This window comes from Kitasatospora nipponensis (genome assembly GCF_039528135.1).
Lineage (GTDB): Bacteria > Actinomycetota > Actinomycetes > Streptomycetales > Streptomycetaceae > Kitasatospora > Kitasatospora nipponensis.
The window spans coordinates 1-25,699 of sequence record NZ_BAAALF010000120.1; the positions used below are offsets into that span (position 1 = coordinate 1).

The following is a 25,699-nucleotide window of genomic DNA, read 5'->3' on the forward strand; positions in this document are numbered from 1 at the left end:
GCTGGTCGGCGCCGGGGTCGGCGTCGCCCGGCTGCGGGCCGCCGATCGCCACGGTGGGCGCCGGTCCGATCGGCACCGCGGCCGCGAGCAGCGCCAGCGCCGTGGAGGCGGTCCCGTACGACAGGTCGGCGCCGATCCGCGGGCGCGGCGGCGCGCCGGGCGTCGTCGCCGGCGAGCTGCGCACCCGGGAGCGGACCGCCTCCAGCAGCGTGCGGGTCAGCTCGCGGACGGCCGGCGCCTCACCCGCGGCGCCGGGGCCGGTGCCGGGCTCCCCCTCGTCGTCGTAGCCGGTCACGTGCGGGCGGCCGCCGCGGATCGCGAGGGTGTGACCGGGCGGGACCCGGGCCACCCCCGCGTACGGGGTGCCGGTGCCGATCGCCTCGGGCGACTCGGGGCAGGCGAGCCGGGCCGCCAGGTGCCCGGTGTCCACCGGGGCGCCGACCAGGTCGGCCAGCGGCAGGCCGGCGGTGGCGAAGGCGGTGCCGCCGCACCACGGGGTGTGGAAGACGGGCTGCAGGCCGGCCAGGTCGGTCAGCAGCAGCGTGCTGCGGGTGCCGATCCGCAGCACCACGGTGTAGCTGCCGGGCCAGCCGGCCAGGTGGCGCACGGCGCCGCCGCGGGCGGCGGCCAGGCCCGCGGCCAACTCCCGGTCGCTGGCGCCGCAGTGGCCCAGCACCAGCATCCGGGCCACCGCCTCGGTGTCGGCCGCGAGGTCGGCGGCGACCGGCCCGGTGACGACCTCGTTCGGGCCGCCGGGGCAGAGCACGGCCTGCCGGATCTCCTCGGCACGCCAGTCGCCGACCGCCCAGAGCGGGTCGGGGCCGGTCCAGATCTCGGTGGCGGCCAGCGGACGGACGGCGGCGAGCGCGGCGAGCGCGTCCTGCAGGGTGACCGGCTCCCCCGGGACCCGCGCCGGCACGGCGGTGGCCGCGGCGTACGCGCCGGCGCGCAGCGCTCCGCCAGCCAGGGATCCGACGCCCGGGGATCCGACGCCGCCGCCCGACCGGCCACCGCTCCCGATCCCGGCCCGGCGGCCCCGGATCCCGATCTGGGACACCCCGCCGCTCCAGCCCGCCAGCCACCGCATCGCGCCTCCACCGGGGTGTGCACATCTCGGGGCCCGGTGCGGCGACCCGTGGTCAGTTCGCCTCCGCGCCAGGAGACATCGTGCCACCGGCAGGCGCCGGAGCACCCCGTCGCGGGGTCGGGTGATTCCGGTGGGGTACGGGTGATTTCGGACGCGGGGCGGCGCCGGCGGCGGTCGGATTTCGGACACCGCCCCGAGCACCCGCCCGCGAGCGCCGCGCCTGGGGTGCCGCGCGGGCCGGGCCTCCCCCTCCGTGGCCCGGGCCGCGCGGCGCGGACGGCGTCGGCCGGGATCCACCCGGGGCTCGCCGCCCGGTCCGCGGGACCTGTGCGGGGACGGCCGCCGGCGCGGCGCGCGCCTCACCGGACCCGGCAGGGCCCAACCGGCCCAACCGGCTCCCCAGGCGCGGCAGGCCCGGCCGGCACACCAGCACGGCAGCTCAACGCGGCACCCGAGCGCGGCACCCGCGCCCGGCTCGACCGGCGCCCCACCGACCGCCCCACCCCGTGGCACGGCCGCTGCGCCCGATCGCCACGGCAGGCGCTCCGGAGCCGACCGGCGCGGGCGCCGCGCGTCCGATTCGCGGCGCCCGGCCCGGGCCGGCGGCCCCGGCCGCCCTCCGCCACGACGCCCCGATCACGGCCCGGCCCTCCCCGGACGCACCGGCCCCGGATGGCCGAAAAGCGGCGCAAAGCCCGGGAGGGCATCCGCATGCCCTCCCGGACCTCGGCCACCACCCGCGGGGAACTGAGGTAGCGGCATCCCCCGGCCCGCCGGGTCCTCGACGGCGGGCCGACCCACAGCCCCTAGGGAACTGCCGGGGTGCCGGGCGAGCCAGGGGGCACAGGTGGGCGCACGTCAACACGCGACCGGAGCACGGCCCTCCTCCTGCCCCGCACCCCGTGCCCGGCGACCGGTCGCACCGCCCCGGCGCCCGGCACCCGCCCCGCGAACGGCGGGCCGCGGGCCGAAACCCTGCCCCCGCGGGGCCGCCCCGGACCGGCCGGGGCGCGTCCGGCGGGTGCGCGATCCCGCCATCCGGAATACCGACCCTTAACCCTGGGAACCCGGCCGACTACGCTAGGTGCCAGCACGCCGGGCGATCCCGCCCGCCGCCCCACCCCGGCGGCCCGCGCACCACCCGATCGCCACCCGCTCACCAGCCGACCGCGAACACCGGACAAGGGGGTGCCGTCGCCTTGAGCATCAACCCACGAGGACCCAACGAACGGCTCGGCGCCCTCCTGGCGCAGGCCCAGATCAGCAACGCCGGCCTGGCCCGCCGGGTCAACGACCTGGGCGCGCAGCGCGGCCTGACGCTGCGGTACGACAAGACCTCGGTGGCCCGCTGGGTCAGCAAGGGCATGGTCCCGCAGGGCCCGGTGCCGCACCTGATCGCCACCGCGATCGGCGGCAAGCTGGGGCGGCCGGTCCCGCTGGAGGAGATCGGCCTGGGCGACACCGACCCCACCCCCGAGCTGGGCCTGGCCTTCCCGCGCGAGGTCGCGCAGGCGGTCCGGTCGGCCACCGACCTGTGGCGGGTCGACCTGGAGCTGCGGCGCGGGCCCGGCGGGGCCCGCTGGAGCGACGCGCTGGCCGGCACCTTCTCGGTGGCGGCGTACGCCACGCCGGTCTCGCGCTGGCTGATCAGCCCGGCGGACGGCTCGGTGGCCCGCGGCGAGAACGACGCGCTCACGGCTCCGGTCCTGCCCTCGGCGGCCGCCCTGCCCCCCGCGCGGCCTCCGGTGCCCACCGTGCCGCCGGCGCGGCGGGCCCAGCCGGCACTGTCGCCGCCCGCCCCGCAGCAGGCGCCCCGCCCGCCCGCGCACGCCCCCCAGACGCCCGACACGCCGGGCGCGCGGGCCGGCGAGCGCTCCGGGTACCGGGTCGGTCAGGCGGACGCCGCCAAGCTCCGCGAGGCCGCCCAGGAGGCCCGCCGCTGGGACTCCAAGTACGGCGGAGGGGACTGGCGTTCGTCGATGGTGCCGGAGTGCCTGCGGGTGGAGGCCGCCCCGCTGCTGCTCGCCTCGTACAGCGACGCGGTGGGCCGCGCGCTCTTCGGCGCCACCGCCGAACTGACCCGGCTGGCGGGCTGGATGGCCTTCGACACCGGCCAGCACGAGGCGGCCCAGCGGTACTACATCCAGGCCCTGCGCCTGGCCCGGGCGGCGGCCGACGTGCCGCTCGGCGGCTACGTGCTGGCCTCGATGAGCCTCCAGGCGGCCTACCGCGGCTTCGCCGAGGAGGCCGTGGACCTCGCCCAGGCCGCCCTGGAGCGCAACCGGGGCCTGGCCACCAACCGCACCATGAGCTTCTTCCACCTGGTCGAGGCGCGCGCCCAGGCCCGGGCCGGGAACGCCGGGCCGTGCGCGACCGCGCTGGCGGCGGCCGAGAGCACCCTGGAGCGCTCCCGCACCGGCGACCTCGATCCGGCCTGGATCGACTTCTACGCCTACGACCGCCTCGCCGCCGACGCCGCCGAGTGCTTCCGCGATCTCGGAGTGCCCACCAAGGTGCGCCAGTTCACCCGCGAGGCGCTCGCGCGGCCGACCGAGGGCTTCGTCCGCTCGCACGGCCTGCGGCTGGTGGTCTCCGCGATGGCCGAGGCCGAGGCCGGCAACCTGGACGCCGCCCTCGAGGCCGGCGAGCGCGCCGTCGAGGTGGCCGGCCGGATCTCCTCGCAGCGCAGCCGGGAGTACGTCCGCGAGATGATCCGCTACCTGGAGCCGTTCCAGGGCGAGCGCCGGGTCCGCGAGTTGACCGAACGGGCCCGCCTGGTACCGGCCGCTCCCGGCTAGGGCCTGTCCGCCGCCACCCTCCGCGGTCCACGCCCACGGTCCGCCGCCCGGCCGCCCCGCCGCCCGGGGGGTGCCGCGCGGCGCCGCGCCGTGGCACGATCGGCGGCGGACGGGGGGCCGTTGGACGAAGGAGCGGCAGTGGCGTACGACTACGACGTCCTGGTGGTGGGCGGCGGAATCGTCGGCCTCTCCACCGCCTACGCCCTGACCGGCGCCCGCACCGGGCTGCGGGTGGGCGTGCTGGAGAAGGAGTGCGCGCCGGCCACCCACCAGAGCGGGCGCAACAGCGGCGTGATCCACAGCGGCGTCTACTACCGCCCCGGTTCGCTCAAGGCCCGGTACGCCACCGAGGGCGCCGCCGCGATGGTGGCGTTCTGCCGTGAGCAGGGTCTGCCCCACGAGGTGACCGGCAAGCTGATCGTGGCCACCTCCACCGCCGAGCTCCCGCGGCTCGCCGAACTCGCCGCCCGCGGCCGGCGCAACGGCATCCCGGTCGAGGAGTTGACCCCCGAGGGGATCCGCGAGCACGAGCCCGAGGCGGCCGGCGTGGCCGCGCTGCGGGTGACCACCACCGGCATCTGCGACTACCGCCTGGTGGCCGGTGCCTACGCCCGCCTCGCCCGGCAGCAGGGTGCCGCGCTGCACACCGGCCGGGAGGTGCGGGCGGTGCACCGGCGCGCCGACGGGGTCACCGTGCAGACCGCCGCCGGCGAGCTGCGCTGCGCGGTCCTGGTCAACTGCGCCGGCCTGCACAGCGACCGGATCGCCCGGCTGGCCGGCGACGACCCCGGGGTGCGGATCGTCCCGTTCCGCGGCGAGTACTACGAACTCGTCGCCTCGAAGCGGCACTTGGTGCGGGGCCTGATCTACCCGGTGCCCGACCCGGCCTTCCCGTTCCTCGGAGTGCACCTGACCCGCGGCATCCACGGCGACGTCCACGTGGGCCCCAACGCCGTCCCCGCGCTGGCCCGCGAGGGCTACGACTGGGGCACGGTGCGCGCCCGCGACCTGGCCGACACCCTGCGCTTCCCCGGCAGTTGGCGGCTCGCCCGCCGGCACTGGCGCTACGAGCTGGGCGAGTTGCACCGCTCGCTCTCCCGCGAGGCGTTCACCACCGCCGTGCAGCGCCTGCTGCCGGCCGTCACCGCCGCCGACCTGGTCCGGGCCACCGCCGGCGTCCGGGCCCAGGCGGTGGCCCGGGACGGCTCACTGCTGGACGACTTCGCCTTCGCCGGCTTCGACCCGGCCGACCCCGCCTCGCCCCGCCGCCTGGTGCACGTGCTCAACGCCCCCTCGCCCGCCGCCACCGCCTCGCTCGCGATCGGCCGCGAGGTGGCCCGCCGGGCGCTGGCAGCGCTGGCGGGCGGCGGCTGACCACCCGGACCGGCGGCTCCGGGGCCCGGGCCTCGGGGCCGCTCCGGCGCCCTGCCCGACCCGTCGCGCCCTTTGTAGAATCGACGGCATTGTGACTGCCACTGCCCCCACCCCCCAGCTCCCCGCCCAGGGCGGCAACCGCCGCTTCGCCGACTCCCCCTCGGCCCGGCTCTCCGCCGCCCCCGCCGGCTACCCGGCCCCGATGTACCCGCATCTGGCCACCGAAGCCCAGCACAGCGAGCGGCGGATCCGCAGCTTCCAGCCGCGCCGCGGCCGGATGACCCAGGCCCAGGCCGGCGCCCTGGACCGCAACTGGGAGCGGTTCGGCCTGGCCATCGACGGCACCCCGCTCGACCTGCCGGCCCTCTTCGGCGACCTGCCGGTCACCCTGGAGATCGGCTTCGGGATGGGCGAGACGACCGCCGCGATGGCCGCCGCCGACCCGGCGATGGGCATCCTCGCCGCCGACGTGCACACCCCCGGCCACGGCAACCTGCTGAACCTGCTGGAGCGCGACGGCGCCCAGAACGTGCGCCTCGCCGCCGGCGACGCGGTGATCCTGCTGCGCGACATGCTCCCCGACTCCTGCCTGGCCGGCCTGCGGGTCTACTTCGCCGACCCGTGGCCCAAGCCCAAGCACCACAAGCGCCGGCTGGTCCAGCAGTCCTTCCTCGACCTGGTGCTGCCCCGGCTCGCGCCCGGCGCGCTCGTGCACTGCGCGACCGACTGGGAGCCCTACGCCGAGCAGATGCTCGACGCCCTCACCGTGCGCCCCGAACTGGTCAACCTGCACCCCGAGGGCGACGGCAGCGCCTGGACGGACGAGCAGCGGGCCGCCGACGGCACCGTCCCCGGCTACGCCCCGCGCCCCGACTGGCGGCCGCTCACCAAGTTCGAGCGCGCCGGGATCGCCAAGGGCCACGTGGTGCACGACCTGCTCTTCCGCCGGATCTGACGCTGGGTGAGGCGAGCGGTACGGATTGTGCCGCTTCCGCCACCCCCGGGGACGCCCGTCCCCTACGCTTTCCGGGTGAGCAGTGGGTCGAGCGACGGACCGCGTGCGGCGGTCGTCCCCGGCTCGGAGCCGACCACGGCACCGCCGTCGGCCCCCGGGCCCGCCCCCGCGTGGGCGGGCGCCCTCGCCGCGCTGCGCCACCCGCTGGCCGGGCCCGCCGCGAGCGCGCTGCTGCTGGGCGCCTGCGCCGTCCTGATCGTGCACCTGGTCCAGTCGCAGACCGGCACCACCGGGCTGCTGGTCGGGCTGGGCCTGGCCGTGCTTCCGGTGCCGTTCGTCCTCGGCGCGCTGACCTGGCTCAACCAGAGCGCGCAGGTGCCCGCCCGCCGGCTGGCGCTCTGCCTGGCCTGGGGCTCCTGCGCGGCCACCACCGCCGCCCTGCTGGCCAACGGCTGGGCCAGCGACTACCTCACCGCGCTGCAGGGCAGCGCCCGCGGCCAGACGCTCGGCGCCGAGTTCGCCACCCCGCTGATCGAGGAGACCGCCAAGGGCGTGGTCCTGGTCCTCACGATGCTCCCGCTGCGGCGCGCCGCCCGCGGCCGGTCGGGACGCGACGGCGCGGACGGCAACGCCGGCCACTGCGGCGAGGCCCGCGAGGACGGCTGCGGGCAGGCCCCGCCGGGCCCCGGGCCCACCCGTGCGGACCGGGCCCGGCTGCGCCGCCGGGCGGTGGCCAGCGGCATCGTGCTGAGCGGCATCACCGCCTGCGGCTTCGCCTTCACCGAGAACGTCCTCTACCTCGGCCGCGCCTTCACCGACGACCAGCGCCAGCGGCTGGACTCGATCGGCCTGGGGATGAGCCCCAGCCTGCGCGACTACGACGACACCGTGCACACCTTCGTCCTGCGCGCACTGCTCTCGCCCTTCGCCCACCCGCTCTTCACCGCCCTGACCGGGGTGGGCCTGGCCGTCACGCTGACCGCCCGGCGGCGCTGGCCGGCCCGGCTCGCCGCCCCCGGCGGCCTGCTGCTGGCGGTGGCCCTGCACGGGGCGTGGAACACCGCCGCCGGCCGCGGGACCCACGAGTTCCTGCTGGTCTACGCGCTGCTGATGGTGCCCTGCTTCGTCCTGCTCACCGGGCTCGCCCTCTGGTCGCACGGCCGCTCGCCGTAGGGCGGCGCGCGGCGGGGCCCCGGTCGGGGAGGACGGGAGTGCGGGCGGGGGCCGCTCGTGGAAGCGATTTCCCTTCCCGGTCAGCATCCCGTACTGTTGGGTTTACCGACGCGGGGTGGAGCAGCTCGGTAGCTCGCTGGGCTCATAACCCAGAGGTCGCAGGTTCAAATCCTGTCCCCGCTACTCTCGTCGAAGGCCCGGAGGATCTCCTCCGGGCCTTCGGTGTTTCCACCGGCCGGGTGGCAGTCCCCGGCAGCCCCTCCCGTAGCCCTCGCGGCCGCTTGTCGCGCGGGCGACAACTTTTTCCCGGGACGCTGTTGACGCCGCCCGCGCGCTGGTCCACCGTGGGTCCACCCTGCGGTCCTCCGCCGGGACCGGAGAGGAGCGGGCCGATGGCCTCGGGGGGCGTGGACGGCGGGGAGCTCCGGTACGGGCTGCTCGGGCCGCTGCTGGTCCGCCGGGCCCAGGCGGAGTGCGACGCCGGGCCGGCGATGCAACGGGCGGTGCTGGCGGTGCTGCTGGTCGGGGCCAACGAGCCGGTACCCCGGGAGCAGATCGTGCAGGCGGTCTGGGGGCCCAGGGCCACCGCCAACTCGCCCGGCCTGGTGGCGACCTACGTGTCGCGACTGCGCCAGCTCCTGGAACCGGACCGGCCGCGGCGGGCGTTGGACGGCGTGCTCTCCTCGCGCGGTGCCGCCTACCGGTTGGCGGTCGGCGCCGGCTGCCTGGACCTGCACGAGTTCGAGGCGGCCCGGCTGCGGGCCCGCTCCCAGCGGACCTCCGGTGACCTGCCCGGCGCGCTGGCCGCCCTGGACGGCGCCCTCGCGCTGTGGCGCGGTGGCGCGCTGGACGGCCTGCCCGGACCGTTCGCCGCGCTGCACCGCGGACGGCTGGCGGAGCTGCGGCTGGCGAGTGCCGAGGAGCGCTTCGAGCTGGCCCTGCTGCTCGGCCGCCATCACGAAGTCGTCGCCGAGCTCGGCCTGTTGGCGGCCGGTCACCCGCACCGGGAGCGGTTGCGCGGGCTGCTGATGCTGGCCCTCTACCGGGCCGGGCGGCAGAGCGAGGCGCTGGCGGTCTTCGCGGAGACCCGGCAGCTGCTGGTCGCCGACCTCGGGCTGCTGCCGGGGCGGGAGTTGGACGAGTTGCACCGGCGGATCCTGTGCACCGACCCGCGCCTGGAGCTGGACGGGCCGGCCGCGGCCGGTCCCGGACCGTTGCGGGTCACCTGGCGGCCGGCCCAACTGCCCACCGATCTGGCGGACTTCACGGGCCGGACAGCCGAGGTCCGGGCGGTCTGCCGGATCCTGGGGACCGGCCCGGTGCGCCGGATGGGGGCCGTCCCGGTGGTGGTGCTGAGCGGGCCGCCCGGGGTCGGCAAGACGGCGACCGCGGTGCACGCCGCGCACCGGCTGCGCGAGCGCTTCCCGGACGGGCAGTTGTACGCCGCGCTGCACGAGGCGGACGGGCGGCCGCGCGAGCCGGCCGAGTTGCTGGGACGGCTGCTGACGGACCTGGGCGTCGAGCCGGCCCTGCTGCCGGCCGGGCCGGAGAGCCGGGCGGCGCTCTTCCGGTCGGTCGCCTCGGGACGCCGGCTGCTGCTGGTGCTGGACGACGCGGCCGGCGAGCGGCAGGTGGCGGCGCTGCTGCCGGGCTCGCCGGGGTGCGCGGTGCTGGTCACCAGCCGGGGCCGGCTGGCCGGGCTGCCGGGGGCCTGGGCGGTGCCGCTGGACTGCCTGGGGCCGGTGGAGGAGGGCCGGTTGCTGGGGCGGCTACTGGCGGAGGCGGGCGAGCGGGCCGGTCCCGGGCCCGGTCCGCGGGCGGCTGCCGGTGGGGGAGCGGGGGCGGGCGCCGGCGGGCAGCAGGCGGTGCTGGCCGCCTGCGCCGGGCTGCCGCTGGCGCTGCGTTCGGCCGTCGCCCGGGTGGCGGCCCGGCCGGGGCGGGGTCTGGCCCCGCTGGTGGCCCGGTTGGCCGACGAGCGTCGCCGGCTGGCCGAACTGAGCCCCGGCGGGGGCGGGGTGGCGCAGGCACTGGGCTCGGCCGAGCGGCGACTGCTGGACGGGCCAGGCGGTGCGGCGGCCGCCTGGGCACTGCGCTCGCTGAGCCGCTCGGTGCAGGGCCCGGGAGCCGACGGTTTCACCGCGGAGCGGGCGGGCCGGCTGCTGGGGCGGACCGAGGAGCGGGCCGAGGAACTGCTCGACCTGCTGACCGCGCACGGCCTGCTGCTGGCCGCGGCCGACGGCCGTTACCGGCTGCACCCGCTGACCGCGCTCTACGGACGGCACGGCACACCGCCGGTGCCGTCGCCGTCGTCTGCGCCGGTGCCGTCGCCTTCGGACGAGCTGCCCGGTGGTCGCCCGGTGGCCGGATGGACGGCGGATGGAATCCGGATGCCGTCCGATCGGATCCGACCGCCGGCCTGACCGCGCTGACCGGCGCCGATCCGTCGGGACGTCGAACGGCCCCTGAGGGCAAGGGCCTTGACGGTGCGCCCGGTGGCGCCCGGCGGGCTGGTCACCCTTGACCGGCTATTTGGTCTAGTCCACTCTGTGTGCCGGGCCCCGGGACGAGCTGCCCAGCCGTGCCCGAGGTGCCCGCCTCCCTGCTGCCTGCGTTCCGCGTCACCGGCGCGGCTCACCCCACCGAGCCGCCCTGCCTCCCGCAATCCCAGCGAGCCGAGGAGTTGCCCCGTGCACCGTGCGACCGGACAGTCGATGAGAAGACCCGGCGCGGCCGACCGGCCGACCACGCCGGCCGCCCGCGCCGCACTGGCCGCCGTGCTGGCCCTCGCGCTGGCCGTGGCCGGCGCGCTGCTGCTCGCCACCGGCGGCAGCGCGCGCGCCGACGTGCCCAACCTGCTCGCCAATCCGGGCTTCGAGCAGGGGCTGGCCGGCTGGAGCTGTTCGGCCTCCTCCGGCGCCGCCGTGGCCGCCCCGGTCCACAGCGGCTCCCGCGCCCTGCAGGCGACCCCGGCCGGCAGTGACAACGCGCAGTGCACCCAGCAGGTCAGGGTGCTGCCCAACGCGAGCTACGCGCTCAGCGCCTGGGTCCAGGGCAGTTACGTCTACCTGGGCGTGAGCGGGACCGGCGCCACCGACACCTCCACCTGGAGCACCAACTCGGCGTGGAACCAGCTCAGCACCACCTTCACCACCGGGTCGAGCACGGTGGTGACGGTCTACCTGCACGGCTGGTACGGCACGGGTGCCTACGGCGCGGACGACCTGGCGCTGGCCGGGCCGCCCGGATCGCCCCTGCCGACGCTGACCTCCACCCCGCCGGCGACGTCCTCGCCGACCGCGACGCCCACCGTCACTGCCACGCCCACCGCCACCGCGACGCCGACCGCCACGCCCACCGCGACCGCCACGCCGACCGCGACCGCGACGCCCACCGGCCCCGGCAACCCGGCCGCGCACCGGCTCACCGGGTACTGGCAGGACTTCGACAACGGCGCCACCGACCAGCGGATCAGTGACGTCAACGCGGCCTACGACATCATCGCGGTGGCCTTCGCCGACGCCGACCCCACGAAGCCCGGCGGCATCACCTTCACCCTGGACGGCACGCTGGCCGGCAAGCTCGGCGGCTACACCGACGCCCAGTTCAAGGCCGACATCAGGGCCAAGCAGGCGGCCGGCAAGAAGGTGGTCATCTCGATCGGCGGCCAGAACGGCACCATCTCGGTCGGTGACGCGACCTCGGCCGCCAACTTCGCGAGCAGCGCCTACGCCCTGATGCAGAACTACGGCTTCGACGGCGTGGACATCGACCTGGAGAACGGCGTCAGCGCCACCTACCTGGGGCAGGCGCTGCACACGCTGGCGGCGAGGGCCGGCAGCGGCTTCGTGCTCACCATGGCGCCGCAGACCATCGACATGCAGTCCACCGGCACCGAGTACTTCAAGCTGGCGCTGAACACCAGGGACATCCTCAGCATCGTCAACATGCAGTACTACAACTCCGGTTCGATGCTCGGCTGCGACGGCAACGTCTACTCCCAGGGCGGCGTGGACTTCCTCACCGCGCTGGCCTGCATCCAGCTCAAGGGCGGCCTCGCGCCGAGCCAGGTCGGCCTGGGCGTGCCCGCCTCGACCAGCGCGGCGGGCAGCGGCTACGTCTCGCCGACCGTCGTCGACAACGCACTGGACTGCCTCGCGAGCGGGACCCACTGCGGTGTCTTCAAGCCCACCGCCACCTGGCCCGGCATCGGTGGCGCGATGACCTGGTCCACCAACTGGGACGCCAAGAACGGCGGTTCCATCGCCTCGACGGTCGGCGGCCACCTCCACGGCATGCCCTGACCGACCGTCGCACCAGCTCCCGCACGTCCTCTCCCCGACGCGCACCCGAGTCAGGGCGAGCGGGTTTCTCCCACCCCCACGGCAACAGGAGAGAACCAGAATGCGCGCAACCAGACGACCGGCTTGGGCGGTGACCTCAGCTGCCGCGATCATGCTGGGCAGCGCCCTGTCGGTGCTGGGCATGGCTCATGCCCAGGCATCCCAGAGCGTGGTGGCCACCCCACTGGCCGCCCCCACCAACACCACCGGTGCGCCCGCCAGTTCGGGAGGCATCAAGGTCGCCTACTACGACCAGTGGGCGGTCTACCAGAACGCGTTCTACCTCAAGAACGTCGACACCACCGGCGAGGCCGGCAAGCTGAACTACCTGCTGTACGACTTCGAGAACATCGACCCCACCAACCTCACCTGCTTCGAGGCCAACTCGGCCGCCTCGCAGGACGAGAACAACCCCAACGCGGGTGACGGGGCCGGCGACTCGTTCGCGGACTACGGCAAGACGTACGCCAACGGCAACAGCGTCGACAACTCCACGGACACCTGGAACCAGCCGATCGCCGGCAACTTCCACCAGCTCCAGGAGCTCAAGGCGAAGTACCCGAACCTCAAGGTGGTGCTGAGCCTGGGCGGTTGGACGTACTCCAAGTACTTCTCGGACGCCGCGGCCACCGACGCCTCGCGCAAGAAGCTGGTCTCGTCCTGCATCGACATGTTCATCAAGGGCAACCTGCCCTCGCAGGGCGGCTACGGCGGTGCGGGCACCGGCAAGGGCATCTTCGACGGCTTCGACATCGACTGGGAGTACCCGGGCGGCGGCGGCCACACCGGCAACCACTCCTCGGCGGCCGACAAGCAGAACTTCACCGCGCTGCTGGCGGAGTTCCGCACCGAGCTGAACGCCCAGGGCGCCACCGACGGCAAGACCTACTCGCTCTCCGCCGCGCTGCCGGCCGGCCAGGACAAGATCAAGTCCGTGGAGACCGACAAGATCGGCCAGTACCTGACCTTCGGCGACCCCATGACCTATGACATGCACGGGGGTTGGGAGCCCACCGGGCCCACCAACCACCAGGCGCCGATCTACGAGAACCCGGCCGACCCCTCCCAGGTGATCGCCCCCGGAACGGCCAAGTACTCGGCCGACGAGGCGATCAAGGCCTACACGGTCGGCGACCCGCAGTACGGCATCCCCGGCGGCTTCCCGGCCAACAAGCTCAACATGGGCGTGCCGTTCTACTACCGCGGCTGGACCGGCGTGCCGGCCGGCGCCAACCACGGGCTCTTCCAGACCGCCACCGGCCCGGCGCCGGGTGCGGCCGACTCGGGCAACGTGGCGGGCACCCGGATGTACAAGGAACTGTCCGGGGTGGTGGACAACGCCGCGGACACCTTCTGGGACCCCCTCTCGCAGGCCGCGTACTTCTACGACGGCACCAACCTCTGGTCCGGTGAGGACAAGCAGTCGATCCAGGCCAAGGCCGACTACCTGCACTGCAACGGCCTCGGCGGCTCGATGATGTTCTCGCTCTACGACCTGGACCCGGCGGCCACGCTCTTCAACGCGGTGGTCACCGACACCAGCGGCTCGGCCTCCAGCTGCCCGGCCCCGTCCCCGAGCCCCAGCTCCTCGCCGACCTCGTCCCCGACGTCCAGCCCGACGTCCTCGCCGACCAGCAGCCCCACCAGCAGCCCGACCACCAGCCCCACCAGTAGTCCCACGACCAGCCCCACCACCAGCCCGACCACCACCGCCTCGCCCACCAACCCGCCCGGCGGGATCGTGGTGAACGGCGGCTTCGAGTCCGGCTCGCTCTCCCCGTGGACCTGTAGCGGAAACCTGGGCTCGGTGGTGAGCAGCCCGGCCCACTCCGGCTCGCACGCCCTGGCGGGTGCTGCCGGCAGCAGCGACGCCGCCCAGTGCTCGCAGGCCGTCACGGTGAAGCCGAACACCACCTACACCCTCTCCGGCTGGGTGCAGGGCAACTACACCTACCTCGGGGTGACCGGTTCCGGCGCCGACACCTCGACCTGGACCTCCGGCCCCGCCTGGTCGCACCTGACGACCAAGTTCACCACCGGCGCCTCGGTCACCTCGGTGACCATCTGGGTGCACGGCTGGTACGGCCAGGGGACCTACTACGCGGACGACTTCAGCGTGAGCTGAGGTGACGTGAGAGCCCGCTGATCCGGCCCCGCGGGCCGGTGGGGCGGGGGCGGAGGCGGTGTCACCCGAAGCGGTGGCACCGCCTCCGGTACTATTGGCGCACGCGTGGCGCATTCCCGGGGGGATCGGGGTTTGTGGGACGCAAGTGTCGGGAAATCGACAAAGCGCTGAAGCAATCTCGCCGGCTTCGGCCCGGCCCGGCAAAGTCGCGCCGGCAAGGTGTACGCGGGTATCGGGTGATGCGACGATGGACCACATGGGGGACGGTGCGCGGCTTCTGACGGGCCGTGGGACCGCGAGCGCCCCTGGGGTATGCCGTAGCACTCGGGGGGAGCGGGAGTCGGCATGAAGCTGATCGGCAGGCACGAGCCCGACGCCGACCCCGCCCGGGACAGCGGCGACGGTCACGGCGACGAGGACGGCTCCGCCGTGCCCGCACAGCGTGGCCGACGGACCGCGCCCGACCGCTCCTACGGACCGGAGAGCCTGGAGCCCGTCCCGGTCCCGCAACTGGGCGGCCGTTACCCGAACCCGGTGGACGGGCCCGCGCGCCCCGCCGCGGTGGAGCGTCCGACCGTCGGACTCTCGGTGCGCCCCGACCCCGGCGTCGCGACGGCCGGCGCGCTGGACCACGAGGGCGCGGGCCTGGACACCGCGAGCTTCGAGAGCGAACTGGCCGCCCGCGAGTGTGCCGCGCTGGAGACCCGCGCCGGCGCCGCCGCCGAGTCCGGCGACCCCAACGCCGCCAGCCTGCTGGGCGCGCTGCTGCTGCGCCGCGGCGACCTGGACGACGCCGAACCGCATCTGCGCAAGGCCGCGGGCGCCGGCCTGCGGGCGGCCGCCAACAACCTCGGGGTGCTGCTGCACCAGCGCGGCCTGCGCGCCGAGGCCGGCCAGTGGTGGCGGGCGGCCGCGGTGGCCGGCAGCGCCCCGGCCGCGCACGCGCTCGGCCTCTACCTGCGCGACCACGGCGAGGAGGAGTCGGCCGAGTACTGGCTGCACTTCGCCGCCGACCAGGGCCACGCGCTGGGGGCCTACGCGCTGGGCGACCTGATGGAGCACCGGCGGGACGTGCGCGCCGAGCGCTGGTTCAAGGCGGCCGCCGACGCCGGCCACCGCGAGGCCGCCTACCCCCTCGCCCGGATGCGCGAGGCGGGCGGCGACAAGGAGAGCGCCGAGACCTGGTACCGCACGGCCGCGGTGCGCAGCCACGCCCGCGCCGCGCTGCGGCTGGGCGTGCTGATCGAGGAGCGCGGCCAGGGCGACCCGCAGCTGCGCGAGGAGGCGGCCCGCTGGTACCGGCAGTCCGCGCAGAACGGCGAGCCGCGGGCGGCCTGCGCGCTGGGCTTCCTGCTGCGCGACGGCGGCGACCTGGTGGCCGCCGCCGAGTGGTGGCAGGAGGCGGCCGAGGCGGGCGACGGCAACGCCGCCAACGCGCTCGGCGCCCTGCACGCCGGCCGCGGTGAGGACGGCGCCGCCGAGCGCTGGTACCGCGCCGCGCTGGACGCCGGCGACCACAACGGCGCCTTCAACCTCGGGCTGCTCTGCGCGGGCGCGGGGCGCGAGGCGCAGGCCGAGCAGTGGTACCGCCGGGCCGCCTACGCCGGGCACCGGGAGGCCTGCAACGCGCTGGCCGTGGTGCTGCTGCAGCGCGGGGACGAGTCCGGCGCCGAGCCCTGGTTCTCCCGGGCCGCCGAGGCCGGCAGCGTGGACGGCGCCTTCAACCTCGGCATCCTGCACGCCGGGCGCGGTGAGCACCAGCAGGCCCAGGAGTGGTACGCGCGGGCCGCGGCCGAGGGTCACGGCGAGGCGGCGCTGCAGCTCGCGGTGGCCAAGGAGCAGCGCGGCGACCTCGGCGCCGCACTCGAGCGCTACCGCCAGGCGGCCGCCGGCGGCTCGGCCGAGGGCGCCTTCCGGCTGGCCTCGCTGCTGGACCGGCGCGGTGACCAGGAGGCCGAGGCCGAGCACTGGTACGCGGTGGCGGCCGACGCCGGGCACAGCCGGGCGCAGGTGCGGATGGGCGTGGCCGCCGCCGAGCGCGGCGCGCTGAAGATCGCGGAGAGCTGGTACCGCCGGGCGGCCGGGAGCGGCAGCCGCAGCGCGGCCTTCAACCTGGGCCTGCTGCTGGCCCGTCAGGAGCACGAGGCGGAGGCGATGATCTGGTACACCCGGGCCGCCGACGCCGGTCACGGCCGGGCCGCGCTGCGCCTGGCCCTGCTCGCGCTGCGGCGCGGTGAGCCGGTGCAGGCCGAGAACTGGTGCCGCCGGGCGACCGACTACGGCCCGGCCGAGGTCGCCGAGCGCGCGGCCCGGCTGCTGGACGCGCTGCACCCGGAACTCAGCGCCTGAGCCGCGGGTCGGACCGGCGGATCGGGACCGGTGGGTCAGGACCGGCCGGTCCCGATCCGCGGGGTGGCCGGACCGGGGCCCGAGCCCTAGCGGCAGGCCGGGCAGAGTCCGCGGTAGGTGATCCGGGCGTCGGAGACGGCGAAGCCGAAGCGCTCCGCCGCCGGCAGCGCGGCGAGCGGGTCCCCGTCCGGGTGCACGTCGCGGATGGTGCCGCAGGCCGAGCAGACCAGGTGGTGGTGCGGCCGGTGCGCGTTGGGGTCGTACCGCTTGGCCCGGCCGTCGGTGCTCACCTCCAGCACCTCGCCCAGCAGGACCAGCTCGCCGAGCGTGTTGTAGACCGTGGCGCGGCTGATCTCGGGCAGCCGGTCCACGGCGCGGGCGTGCACCTCGTCGGCGGTGAGGTGCACGTGGTCGCCGTCGAGGACCTCGGCCACCACGCGCCGCTGCGCGGTGAGTCGCCAGCCCTGCTCGCGCAGCCGTGCCAGGAGATCGCTCATGACGGGAACGATAGCAAGTTCCGAACTTCGGTCGAGTATTGACTTGGATAAAGTCTAAGTTAGGATCGTCCCCAGGAGCGGCTGCGGCCGCGCCGCACCACCCGATGACCGCGGGCCCCGACGATCAGCTGACTGATCGTCGGGGCCCGCACCCATGCCGTGGACGGCTCACACACTCAGGCGGCGCAGCGCCTCCTCGTGCAGGATCCCGTTGGAGGCCACCGCGTCCGCCCCGCCCGGCCCGTCGATGCCGTCCAGGCCGGTGAAGCGCCCGCCGGCCTCCTGCACCACGATGCACGGCGCGGCCATGTCCCACAGGCTCAGCTCCGGCTCGGCGGCGATGTCCACCGAGCCCTCGGCGACCAGCATGTAGGACCAGAAGTCCCCGTAGGCGCGGGTGCGCCAGCAGGCCCGGGTGAGGTCGAGGAACGGGTCGAGGCGGCCGCGCTCCTCCCAGCCGGTCAGCGAGGAGTACGAGAGCGAGGCGTCCTCGATCCGCGAGACCCGGGAGACCGAGATCCGGCCGGCCTTCGCCAACCCCCGTCCCGCGTAGGCGCCCAGGCCCTTGGCGGCCCACCAGCGGCGGTTCAGCGCGGGGGCCGAGACGATGCCGACCACGGGCTGCTCCTCGCCGTCCGGGCCGAGCTCCAGCAGCGCGATCAGGGTGGCCCAGACCGGCACGCCGCGCACGTAGCTCTTGGTGCCGTCGATCGGGTCGATCACCCAGCGCCGCGGCCCGGAGCCGACCAGGCCGAACTCCTCGCCCATCACCGCGTCGCGCGGCCGGGCCCGCTGCAGCACGCTGCGCACCAGTTCCTCGGCGGCCTTGTCGGCGTCGCTGACCGGGGTCAGGTCCGGCTTGGTCTCGACCTTCAGGTCCAGCGCCTTGAAGCGCGCCAGGGTGATGGAGTCGGCCGAGTCGGCGAGGACGTGGGCGAGGCGGAGGTCATCGTGGTAGTCGGCCATGGATCGAACAGTAGCGAGCCGTGCACGATCTCGACAGCTCGGCTCGCGTGCCGGACGCTCAGGAGTCGCCGGTCGAGCGGTAGGAGGGGAAGGAGGTGGTGTCGAGCGTGAAGCCGAAGGGCTCCGGCAGGTGGACCCCGCGGCCGAAGTCGAGCGTGACGGCGTCACCGTAGCTTTCGGCCTTGGGGAAGCGGTGGAGGGTGCACTGGCGCTTGAACGGGTCGATGATCAGGTACAGGGGGATGCCGAACCGGCTGTACACCTCGACCTTGGTCAGGAGATCGGTGGCCCGGGTGCTCTTCGACAGCACCTCGACGACCAACTCGACGTGTTCGGCCTGGTAGGTACCCTCCTGGTCGGCCGGGGCCGATGCCGACAGGGCACAGAGGTCGGGCTGGGGCTCGTCGCCGAACCGAGGGTGTCGGATGGTCTGCTCGGCTACGGTCTCCCAGCTGTCGTACTGCCAGAACTGCTTGAGCAGTGCCGACTGGATCCGCCAGTGCAACGGCTTGCCGGACGGCGTCAAGATGATCTCCCCATTGAGCAGTTCCACCCGGTAGCCCTCGGGGATCTCGATGGAGTCGAGGAAGCGGTGGGCCCGCTCGTCGATCACGGTCATACCGAACCTCCAGAGTCGCTGCTCCCCATGCTGGCACACCTCACTGTTCCCGCGCGGATCAGTGGCCGGAGCCGCTCAGTTGGAGGCCGACCACGCCGGCGATGACCAGGCTGATCGAGACCAGTTTGAGGACCGAGCTGGACTCGTCCATCCAGATCATCCCGTAGATCGCGGTGCCGGCCGCGCCGATGCCGGTCCAGACCGCGTAGGCGCTGCCGACCGGCAGGTGCTTGAGGGAGAGCGTCAGCAGGCCGAAGCTGGCCAGCGCGAAGAGGGCGAAGGCGATGGTGGGGACGAGCCGGGTGAAACCGTGGCTCAGCTTGAGGTTGATCGCGAAGCCGGTCTCCAGCAGGCCGGCGAGGACCACCATGAACCATGCCATCGGCTCGTCTCCCTGGGTCCGGCGGAGCGTCGAGAGGGGGCGCGTGCGGGCGGTGTCGGTCACCCCGACGCTCCTATGATCACCGGCCGGAGGTGATCTCACACCTCCGTGCCGGTCCCACCCGCGCCGGCCGCGGGCCCTCGCCCGGGTCGGTCGCCGGGGTCAGTCGCCCTCGCGGGTCTCCCGGGTGGAGAGCAGCCGGCGCAGCGAGTAGAGCCGGGCCGGTTCGGCGTGGCCCTCGGCCACCCAGGCGTCCAGCGCGCAGTCCTGCTCGTCGTGGCTGCAGGCGCGCGGGCAGTCGACCGTGCCCGGTTCGAGGTCGGGGAAGGCCAGGATCACCCGGGACGGGTCGATGTGGGACAGGCCGAAGGAGCGGAAACCGGGGGTGTCGATCACCCAGCCCGGGTCCAGCGCCTTCTTCGAGCCGGGCTTGGCCCCGGGCGGCGGGGGCAGCCGCAGGGCGAGCGCGGAGACCGTGGTGTGCCGCCCGCGCCCGGTCACCGCGTTGACGTGGCCGGTGGTTCGCTGGTGGGCCGGCACCAGGGCGTTGACCAGGGTGGTCTTGCCGACCCCGGAGTGGCCGATGAAGACCGTGGAGAGCCCGCGCAGGTGCTCGCGGACCGCCTCCGCGCCGGCCGTCTCCAGCTCGTCGCGGCGGGTGACCACGTAGTCGATGCCCAGCGGCGCGTAGGACTCCAGCAGGGCCGCGGCCGGGGCCAGGTCCGACTTGGTGAGCACCAGCAGCGGCTGCATGCCGGCGTCGTAGGCCGCCACCAGGCAGCGGTCGATCAGCCGGGGGCGCGGCTCCGGGTCGGCCAGGGCGATCACGATGGCCAGCTGGTGGGCGTTGGCCACCACGATCCGCTCGTACGGGTCGTCGTCGTCGGCGGTGCGGCGCAGCACCGAGCTGCGCTCCTCCACCCGCACGATCCGCGCCAGGGTGTCCGGCTCGCCGGAGAGGTCGCCGACCAGGTTGACGTTGTCGCCGACGACCACCCCCTTGCGGCCCAGCTCGCGGGCCTTCATGGCGACGACCTCGCGCTCGCGCTTGGTGCCGGCCTCGACCAGGCAGGTCAGCCGGCCGCGGTCGACGGTCAGGATCATCGCGTCGGCGGCGTCCTCGTGCTTGGGGCGGATCCGGGTCCGCGGCCGGGATCCCTTGCGGGCCGGGCGGTTGCGGATGTCGTCCTCGTCGGCGTCCTTGCCGTAGCGGCGCATGCTGCTCGTCTCCCGCTCAGACCTTCGCCGCCGCCGGATCGAGCAGGTCGGCCCACATCCGGGGGAAGTCCGGCAGGGTCTTGGCGGTGGTCGCCACGTTCTCCACCTGCACGCCGGGCACGGCCAGGCCCAGCACCGCGGCGGCGGTGGCCAGCCGGTGGTCCTCGTAGGTGTGGAAGACGCCGCCGTGCAGCGGGCGCGGGCGGATCCGCAGGCCGTCCTCGGTCTCCGAGACGTCGCCGCCCAGGTCGTTGATCTCCCTGGCCAGCGCGGCGAGCCGGTCGGTCTCGTGCAGCCGCAGGTGGGCGATGCCGTACAGGTGCGACTCGGAGTCGGCCAGCGCGGCGACGGCGGCGATCACCGGGGTCAGCTCGCCGACGTCGTGCAGGTCGGCCTCGATGCCGTGCACCGCGCCGCCGCCGGTGAACTCCAGGCCCTCGTCGGTGAAGCGGCAGCTGCCGCCCATCCGGGTGTAGAGCTCGCGCAGCTGGTCGCCGGGCTGGGTGGTGTGCCGGGGCCAGTCCCGGACCGTCACCCGGCCGCCGGTGACCAGCGCGGCGGCGAAGAACGGCGCCGCGTTGGAGAGGTCCGGCTCGACCACCAGGTCGCGGCCGAGCAGCGCCCCGGGGGTGATCCGCCAGACGTCCTTCTCGCCGCCGTCCTCCGGGGCGTCCACCTGCACGCCGGCCTGGCGCAGCATGTCGACGGTCATCCGGATGTGCGGCAGCGAGGGCACCGGGCCGCCGACGTTGCGGATCTCCACGCCCTGGTTGTAGCGGGCGCCGGAGAGCAGCAGGGCGCTGACGAACTGCGAGGAGGACGAGGCGTCCAGCTCGACGGTGCCGCCGTCCAGCGCGCCGGTGCCGTGCACGGTGAGCGGGAACCCGCCGCGCCCGCCGTCCTCGATCCGGGCGCCCAGCGCGCGCAGCGAGTCGATCACGCCGTGCTGCGGACGCTCGTGGCTGCGCGGGTCGCCGTCGAAGTGCACCGGGCCGTCGGCCAGCACGGCCAGCGGCGGCAGGAAGCGCATGACCGTGCCGGCGTTGCCGACGTCCACCCGGGCCGGGCCGCTGAGTCGGCCGGCCGGGATGATCCGCCACGCCTCCCCGCCGCCGGTGCCGCCGGAGGAGTTGTTGACCTGCTCCTCGATGCCCACGCCGAGCGCCCGCAGGCCGTCGGCCATCAGCTGGGAGTCACGGCTGCGCAGCGGCCGGCGCACCCAACCGGGCTCGGACGCCAGGGCGGCCAGGATCAGCGCCCGGTTGGTGACGGACTTGGAACCGGGGATGGTGACGGTCGCGTCGACGGCGGCGGTCGCGACGGGGGCGGGCCACAGGGTCTCGGTCATGCCGCCAGTTTAGGGGTCGGTTCGCCCACCGCCCGCGCCGTGTTCCGAGGGGCGGACGGGCGGGCGGCGCGCCGTCGGCGGTGGTCTCAGCCCAGCAGCCTGCTGCCGCCCACCAGCAGGCAGGCCAGCGCCACCACCAGGAAGAGCGTCACCCAGAGCAGCGGGCTCACCCCGGTGAGCCGGCCCAGCTGGTCGGCGTCCGAGTCGTGCGCCCCGCCCTGGCGGCGCTTGCCCTGCAGCTCGACCACCGGGCGGACCCCGGCCAGCAGCAGGAACCAGACGCCCAGGTAGGCGAAGCCGGCCTGCAGCTGCGGGCCGCCGTACCAGGAGATCGCGAAGAAGGCGGCGCCGGTGACCACCACCGAGAGCAGCCCGAAGGCGTTCCTGATCATGATCAGCATGGCGGCGAGCAGGGCGATCGAGATCCACAGCAGCGCGGTGATGTGGCCGGCGGCCAGCAGCGCGGCGCCGCCCAGACCGAGCAGCGAGGGGGCGGTGTAGCCGGCCGCGGCGGTCAGGATCATGCCCAGGCCGGTCGGCCGCCCCGAGGAGACGGTCAGGCCCGAGGTGTCCGAGTGCAGCCGGATGCCGGCCAGCCGGCGCCCGGTCAGCAGGGCGATCAGGCCGTGGCCGCCCTCGTGCGCGATGGTCACCACGTTGCGGCTCAGCCGCCAGAGCGGGTGCGGCACTATCGCCAGCAGGGCCGCGGCGGCGCAGCCCAGCACCAGCCAGCGCGGCGGGTCGGGCTGGGTGCCCAGGACCCGCTGCCAGACGCCGTCGATGCTGTGGTCCATGGCTTCGTCCTAGCTGCGCGGGTGGATCGGGTGTCGGGGGCCCGGGCCGGGCCGGTGTGGTGGCCGGTCCCGCCGGATGGGAGGGCAGCCTCCCACGGGAGGACCGTGTGAGGGTAGCCGCCGGTTGCACCGGGTGGATGAGAAGGCCCGTCCGGGACGTGGGAGGCTGGCGGCATGTGTGGTCGATTCGCGGCGAGCACGGCGCCCGAGGACATCGTCGAGCTCTTCGGCGTGCGGCAGTGGGACCCGGCCGAGGCGCCGGCGCCGAGCTGGAACGTGGCACCGACCGATCCGGTCCTGGCGGTCGTGCAGCGGGTGCCCAGGGGCGGTCGGGAGCCGGTGCGCCAGCTGCGGCAGCTGCGCTGGGGCCTGGTGCCGGCCTGGTCGAACTCGCCGCAGACCGCGGTGAAGATGATCAACGCGCGGGCCGACACCGTGCACGAGAAGCCGGCCTACCGGCAGGCCTTCGCCTCCCGCCGCTGCCTGCTCCCGGTGGACGGCTACTACGAGTGGCAGACCGTCGAGAGCGGGACCGGGCGGGGCCGGCCGCGCAAGCAGCCGTTCTTCGTCAGCCGGCTGGACGGCGCACCGCTGGCCCTGGCCGGGCTCTACGAGTTCTGGCGCGACCGCAGCCGGCCCGCCGACCACCCCGGTGGCTGGCTGGTGACCTGCACCATCGTGACCACCGAGGCCGAGCCGCTGCTGGCGCCGATCCACGAGCGGATGCCGCTCTACCTCCAGCCGGAGGCCTTCGACGCCTGGCTGGACCCGGCGCTGGACGACGCCGACCACGCGCGCTCGCTGCTGGTGGCGCCCGCGCCGGGCCTGCTCGGGGTCCGGGCGGTCTCCTCGGCGGTCGGCAGCATCCGCAACAACCACCCGGGGCTGACCGCCCCGGCCACCGCCGAGTCCGAGGGAGCGCTCTTCTGATGACCGATCAGCCCGTGCGGGTGGAACGGATCCCGGTGACGACGCCGGTGGGCGAGGCGCGGATCAGCCGCTACCCGGCGCTCGGCCCGCTGCGCTCGGTGCTGGCGCTGGGCCACGGCGCCGGCGGCGGTATCGAGGCGCCCGACCTGGCGGCGCTGGCCGCGGCCCTGCCCGCGTACGGGGTGAGCGTCGCGCTGGTCGAGCAGCCCTGGCGGGTGGCCGGCCGCAGGGTGGCGCCGGCGCCCAAGACGCTGGACGTCGGCTGGCGGCGCCTCGCCGAGCTCCTGGTGGCGCAGGGCGCGCCGCTGGGGGTCGGCGGGCGCAGCGCCGGCGCCCGGGTGGCCTGCCGCACGGGCGCGGCCGACGGGGCGGTGGCGGTGCTGGCGCTGGCCTTCCCGCTGCACCCGCCGGGACGCCCGGAGCGCTCGCGGGCCGAGGAGCTGCTGGGGAGCGGGCTGCCGACGCTGGTGGTGCAGGGCGGCCGGGACACCTTCGGCACCCCGCAGGAGTTCCCGGCGCTGCCGGCCGGGCACGAGCTGACCGAGGTGCCGTACGCCGGGCACGGCTTCGCGGTGCCCAGGTCGGCCCCGCCGCAGGCGCAGGCGCCGCTGGTGCCGATCACCGAGGCGGTCGCGCGCTGGCTGGTGGGGCTGGGGCTGGCCGTGGCGCCGTAGCTCCCGGCCCGGGGCGCCGGCTGGCGGGCGGCGGGGATTCGTGCTCGGTCGGGAATGTCCGCACGACGGGGTGGGTTAACCCCTTCGTCAGCAGTACCGCCGGTGGAAAGGCAGCGCACATGGGTTCGATCGCGTGCCCCGAGCGACCCGAGGAGCGGAGCGCGCAGAGCGCCTACGTCCCATGGTCGGAGTGGCTTGTCGCGGGCGAGAAGCCCGTGAGCCCGATATCCTCGCTTCCGGGGCGGTCCACCGTGGATCGGGCCCGAAACAACGAGGAGGTGGGTCCGGTCGTCGCGACCGAGGACGAGCCGAACCAGGACCTGGGCGGGCCCGACCCCGCAGCCGGGTCCGAGCCGTCGGCCCAGTCGGGGACCGAACCGTCGGGGACCGAGCCGCTGACCGGCGACGAGCTGGCCGAGGCGATCGGTGAGGACACCTTCCGGGTCTCCTCCGACGAGAGCGAGCAGGCCCGCCGGGCGCGCTTCGAGCGCGATGCCCTGGGGTACCTGGACCCGATGTACTCGGCGGCGCTGCGGATGACCCGCAACCCGGCCGATGCCGAGGACCTGCTGCAGGAGGCCTTCGCCAAGGCGTACGCCTCCTTCCACCAGTTCCGTGAGGGCACCAACCTCAAGGCCTGGCTGTACCGCATCCTGACCAACACCTTCATCAACTCGTACCGCAAGAAGCAGCGGGAGCCCCAGCGCACCGCCGCCGAGGAGATCGAGGACTGGCAGCTGGCCCGGGCCGAGTCGCACATGTCGACCGGTCTGCGCTCGGCGGAGACCCAGGCCCTGGACCACCTGCCGGACAGTGACGTGAAGGACGCCCTGCAGGCGATCCCCGAGGAGTTCCGCATCGCGGTCTACCTCGCGGACGTCGAGGGCTTTGCATACAAGGAGATCGCCGACATCATGGGGACCCCCATCGGTACGGTGATGTCCCGGCTGCACCGAGGCCGCCGCCAACTGCGGGGCATGCTGGAGGACTACGCGCGTGAGCGCGGACTGGTCCCGGCCGGCAGCGGGGCTGGGCGCGAGGCGAAAGGCACGGGCTCATGAGCTGCGGAGGTCCGCACGCCACGGACTGCGGCGAGGTGCTTGACCACCTCTACGAGTTCCTCGACAACGAGATGGCCGAGGGCGACTGCGCCAAGCTGCGCCAGCACTTCGAGGAGTGCTCGCCCTGCCTGGAGAAGTACGGCCTCGAACAGGCCATCAAGGCACTGATCAAGCGCTCCTGCGGCTGCGACGACACACCGTCCGACCTGCGGAGCAAGGTGCTGGCCCGGATCGACAGCATCCGGGCGGGCCAGCGCACCGGCGAGCCGCTGCTGGAGGTGGCCGCGGAGAGCGACACCCCCGGCCACGGCGGTGGCCTGCTGGCCGCCGGGCCGGTGGCGGCGACCCCCGCCGAATGACGCGGTACCCGTCGCACCGGTAGGACCTGTCCGACCGAGCGGGCCCCGGAGCACACACCCGTGCTCCGGGGCCCGCCGCGTGTTCCCGGCCGGCCCTGAGCCCGTGCGGGCGGGGCGGTGTGAGGCACCGTCAGCTCGCCGCTTTCACTCGATCGGGTGAGTGTGGGCCCTGCTGGGGCGGGCAATGCGCGAGGACGGGTCTGGGGCGCCGGGCGGAGGCCTATTCTCCTGACGGGCCCAGGACACCGACCTAAGGGCAACCCGCGGCCGCCGGACGGGCCTTGAGGTGGGGAGGCTGGGATCGCTGTCGATCGCGGGAGCCGCATGCTCCCTGACCGGGCACCGGGGCAGCTGCCCGCGGCGGCCCTCGGCTACGTCCTGCTGGTGCTCGGCGCCGGCACCTGCTGCCTGCTGCCGCTGCTGCCGGCCCGCTTCAGCCCGCTGCCGGGGCTGCCCGGCTGGCTCGGCCATCCGGTCGACTGGCCCAAGCTCGCCCTGCTGGCCTTCCTGCACGCCTGTTGGGAGTCGGTGGCCCAGGGCCTGCCCACCCCCTGCCTGCGACTGCTGCGGCGGCTGCGCGACCTGGCCGTGCGCGACCTGGCCGTGCGCGACCCGGCCACCCGCGCGCTGCTCGTGCGCGCGCCGGGCCG

At 75.2% G+C, this 25,699-nt stretch carries 20 protein-coding genes, 1 tRNA gene and 1 pseudogene; 14 read left to right on the top strand and 8 right to left on the bottom strand.

Translation table 11 applies throughout. From position 1 onward, the window contains the following. On the bottom strand, window positions 1-1,087 hold a 1,087-nt coding region (locus ABD323_RS27035), incomplete at its 3' end, for a macrolactam cyclase family protein (protein ID WP_486327157.1). A 1,199-nt stretch (window positions 1,088-2,286) separates the two neighbouring features. Here ABD323_RS27035 and ABD323_RS27040 point away from each other — a divergent pair. The 9 genes from ABD323_RS27040 to ABD323_RS27080 all read left to right on the top strand — a co-directional run bounded on the left by ABD323_RS27040 (window position 2,287) and on the right by ABD323_RS27080 (window position 16,201). Then, window positions 2,287-3,885 (top strand): NsdA family TPR-like regulatory protein, encoded by a 1,599-nt coding sequence (locus ABD323_RS27040; protein WP_344444589.1) that lies wholly within the window; start codon window positions 2,287-2,289, stop codon window positions 3,883-3,885. A gap of 138 nt (window positions 3,886-4,023) precedes the next feature. Further along, a complete protein-coding gene (gene lhgO, locus ABD323_RS27045; protein ID WP_344444590.1) occupies window positions 4,024-5,259 on the top strand; it encodes an L-2-hydroxyglutarate oxidase in 1,236 nt (411 codons plus the stop codon). Window positions 5,260-5,350: 91 nt separating this feature from the next. After that, window positions 5,351-6,214 (top strand): tRNA (guanosine(46)-N7)-methyltransferase TrmB, encoded by an 864-nt coding sequence (gene trmB / locus ABD323_RS27050; protein WP_344444591.1) that lies wholly within the window; start codon window positions 5,351-5,353, stop codon window positions 6,212-6,214. 75 nt (window positions 6,215-6,289) lie between these two features. Beyond that, complete coding sequence (locus ABD323_RS27055) at window positions 6,290-7,387, top strand: PrsW family intramembrane metalloprotease (protein WP_344444592.1); 1,098 nt, start codon at window positions 6,290-6,292, stop codon at window positions 7,385-7,387. Window positions 7,388-7,496: 109 nt separating this feature from the next. Continuing rightward, window positions 7,497-7,570 (top strand) — tRNA-Met (locus tag ABD323_RS27060). Window positions 7,571-7,779: 209 nt separating this feature from the next. Further along, a complete protein-coding gene (locus tag ABD323_RS27065) occupies window positions 7,780-9,807 on the top strand; it encodes an AfsR/SARP family transcriptional regulator (RefSeq protein WP_344444593.1) in 2,028 nt (675 codons plus the stop codon). Window positions 9,808-10,098: 291 nt separating this feature from the next. After that, window positions 10,099-11,688 (top strand): chitinase, encoded by a 1,590-nt coding sequence (locus ABD323_RS27070; RefSeq protein ID WP_344444607.1) that lies wholly within the window; start codon window positions 10,099-10,101, stop codon window positions 11,686-11,688. Between the two features lie 130 nt (window positions 11,689-11,818). After that, on the top strand, window positions 11,819-13,852 hold the full coding sequence (locus ABD323_RS27075; RefSeq protein WP_425556169.1) for a glycosyl hydrolase family 18 protein: 2,034 nt from the start codon (window positions 11,819-11,821) through the stop codon (window positions 13,850-13,852). A 345-nt stretch (window positions 13,853-14,197) separates the two neighbouring features. Next, entirely contained in the window at window positions 14,198-16,201 is a 2,004-nt protein-coding gene (locus ABD323_RS27080; protein ID WP_344444595.1) for a tetratricopeptide repeat protein, read from the top strand. Between the two features lie 86 nt (window positions 16,202-16,287). Here the strand turns inward: ABD323_RS27080 and ABD323_RS27085 are convergent, their stop codons facing one another. The 7 genes from ABD323_RS27085 to ABD323_RS27115 all read right to left on the bottom strand — a co-directional run bounded on the left by ABD323_RS27085 (window position 16,288) and on the right by ABD323_RS27115 (window position 22,025). After that, on the bottom strand, window positions 16,288-16,698 hold the full coding sequence (locus ABD323_RS27085) for a Fur family transcriptional regulator (protein WP_344444596.1): 411 nt from the start codon (window positions 16,696-16,698) through the stop codon (window positions 16,288-16,290). A gap of 168 nt (window positions 16,699-16,866) precedes the next feature. Beyond that, on the bottom strand, window positions 16,867-17,664 hold the full coding sequence (hisN, locus tag ABD323_RS27090; protein ID WP_344444597.1) for a histidinol-phosphatase: 798 nt from the start codon (window positions 17,662-17,664) through the stop codon (window positions 16,867-16,869). A gap of 58 nt (window positions 17,665-17,722) precedes the next feature. Further along, the gene (locus ABD323_RS27095) at window positions 17,723-18,283 is read right to left on the bottom strand and encodes a Uma2 family endonuclease (protein WP_344444598.1); all 561 of its coding nucleotides are present in this window, start codon (window positions 18,281-18,283) and stop codon (window positions 17,723-17,725) included. A 58-nt stretch (window positions 18,284-18,341) separates the two neighbouring features. Beyond that, window positions 18,342-18,665, bottom strand: a complete 324-nt coding sequence (locus ABD323_RS27100) for a DMT family transporter (protein ID WP_344444599.1) — start codon at window positions 18,663-18,665, stop codon at window positions 18,342-18,344. A gap of 162 nt (window positions 18,666-18,827) precedes the next feature. Next, window positions 18,828-19,883, bottom strand: coding sequence for a ribosome small subunit-dependent GTPase A (gene rsgA / locus ABD323_RS27105; protein WP_344444600.1), 1,056 nt, complete (start codon window positions 19,881-19,883; stop codon window positions 18,828-18,830). A 16-nt stretch (window positions 19,884-19,899) separates the two neighbouring features. After that, window positions 19,900-21,231, bottom strand: coding sequence for a 3-phosphoshikimate 1-carboxyvinyltransferase (gene aroA, locus ABD323_RS27110; protein WP_344444601.1), 1,332 nt, complete (start codon window positions 21,229-21,231; stop codon window positions 19,900-19,902). A gap of 86 nt (window positions 21,232-21,317) precedes the next feature. After that, window positions 21,318-22,025, bottom strand: coding sequence for a M50 family metallopeptidase (locus ABD323_RS27115; protein ID WP_344444602.1), 708 nt, complete (start codon window positions 22,023-22,025; stop codon window positions 21,318-21,320). A gap of 174 nt (window positions 22,026-22,199) precedes the next feature. Here ABD323_RS27115 and ABD323_RS27120 point away from each other — a divergent pair, with 174 nt between their 5' ends. The 5 genes and pseudogenes from ABD323_RS27120 to ABD323_RS27140 form a co-directional block, all read left to right on the top strand. Beyond that, window positions 22,200-22,955: an SOS response-associated peptidase gene (locus tag ABD323_RS27120; RefSeq protein ID WP_344444603.1), complete on the top strand. Its 756-nt coding sequence runs from the start codon at window positions 22,200-22,202 to the stop codon at window positions 22,953-22,955. Then, complete coding sequence (locus tag ABD323_RS27125; protein WP_344444604.1) at window positions 22,955-23,629, top strand: alpha/beta hydrolase family protein; 675 nt, start codon at window positions 22,955-22,957, stop codon at window positions 23,627-23,629. Before ABD323_RS27120 ends, ABD323_RS27125 begins: the two co-directional genes overlap by 1 nt. A 410-nt stretch (window positions 23,630-24,039) precedes the next feature. Continuing rightward, entirely contained in the window at window positions 24,040-24,690 is a 651-nt protein-coding gene (locus ABD323_RS27130) for a sigma-70 family RNA polymerase sigma factor (protein ID WP_425556170.1), read from the top strand. Next, window positions 24,687-25,049 (top strand): mycothiol system anti-sigma-R factor, encoded by a 363-nt coding sequence (gene rsrA / locus ABD323_RS27135; protein WP_344444605.1) that lies wholly within the window; start codon window positions 24,687-24,689, stop codon window positions 25,047-25,049. The genes ABD323_RS27130 and rsrA overlap by 4 nt, the downstream gene beginning before the upstream one ends. 324 nt (window positions 25,050-25,373) lie before the next feature. Continuing rightward, window positions 25,374-25,699: pseudogene (locus ABD323_RS27140) on the top strand (hypothetical protein); the annotation flags it as partial.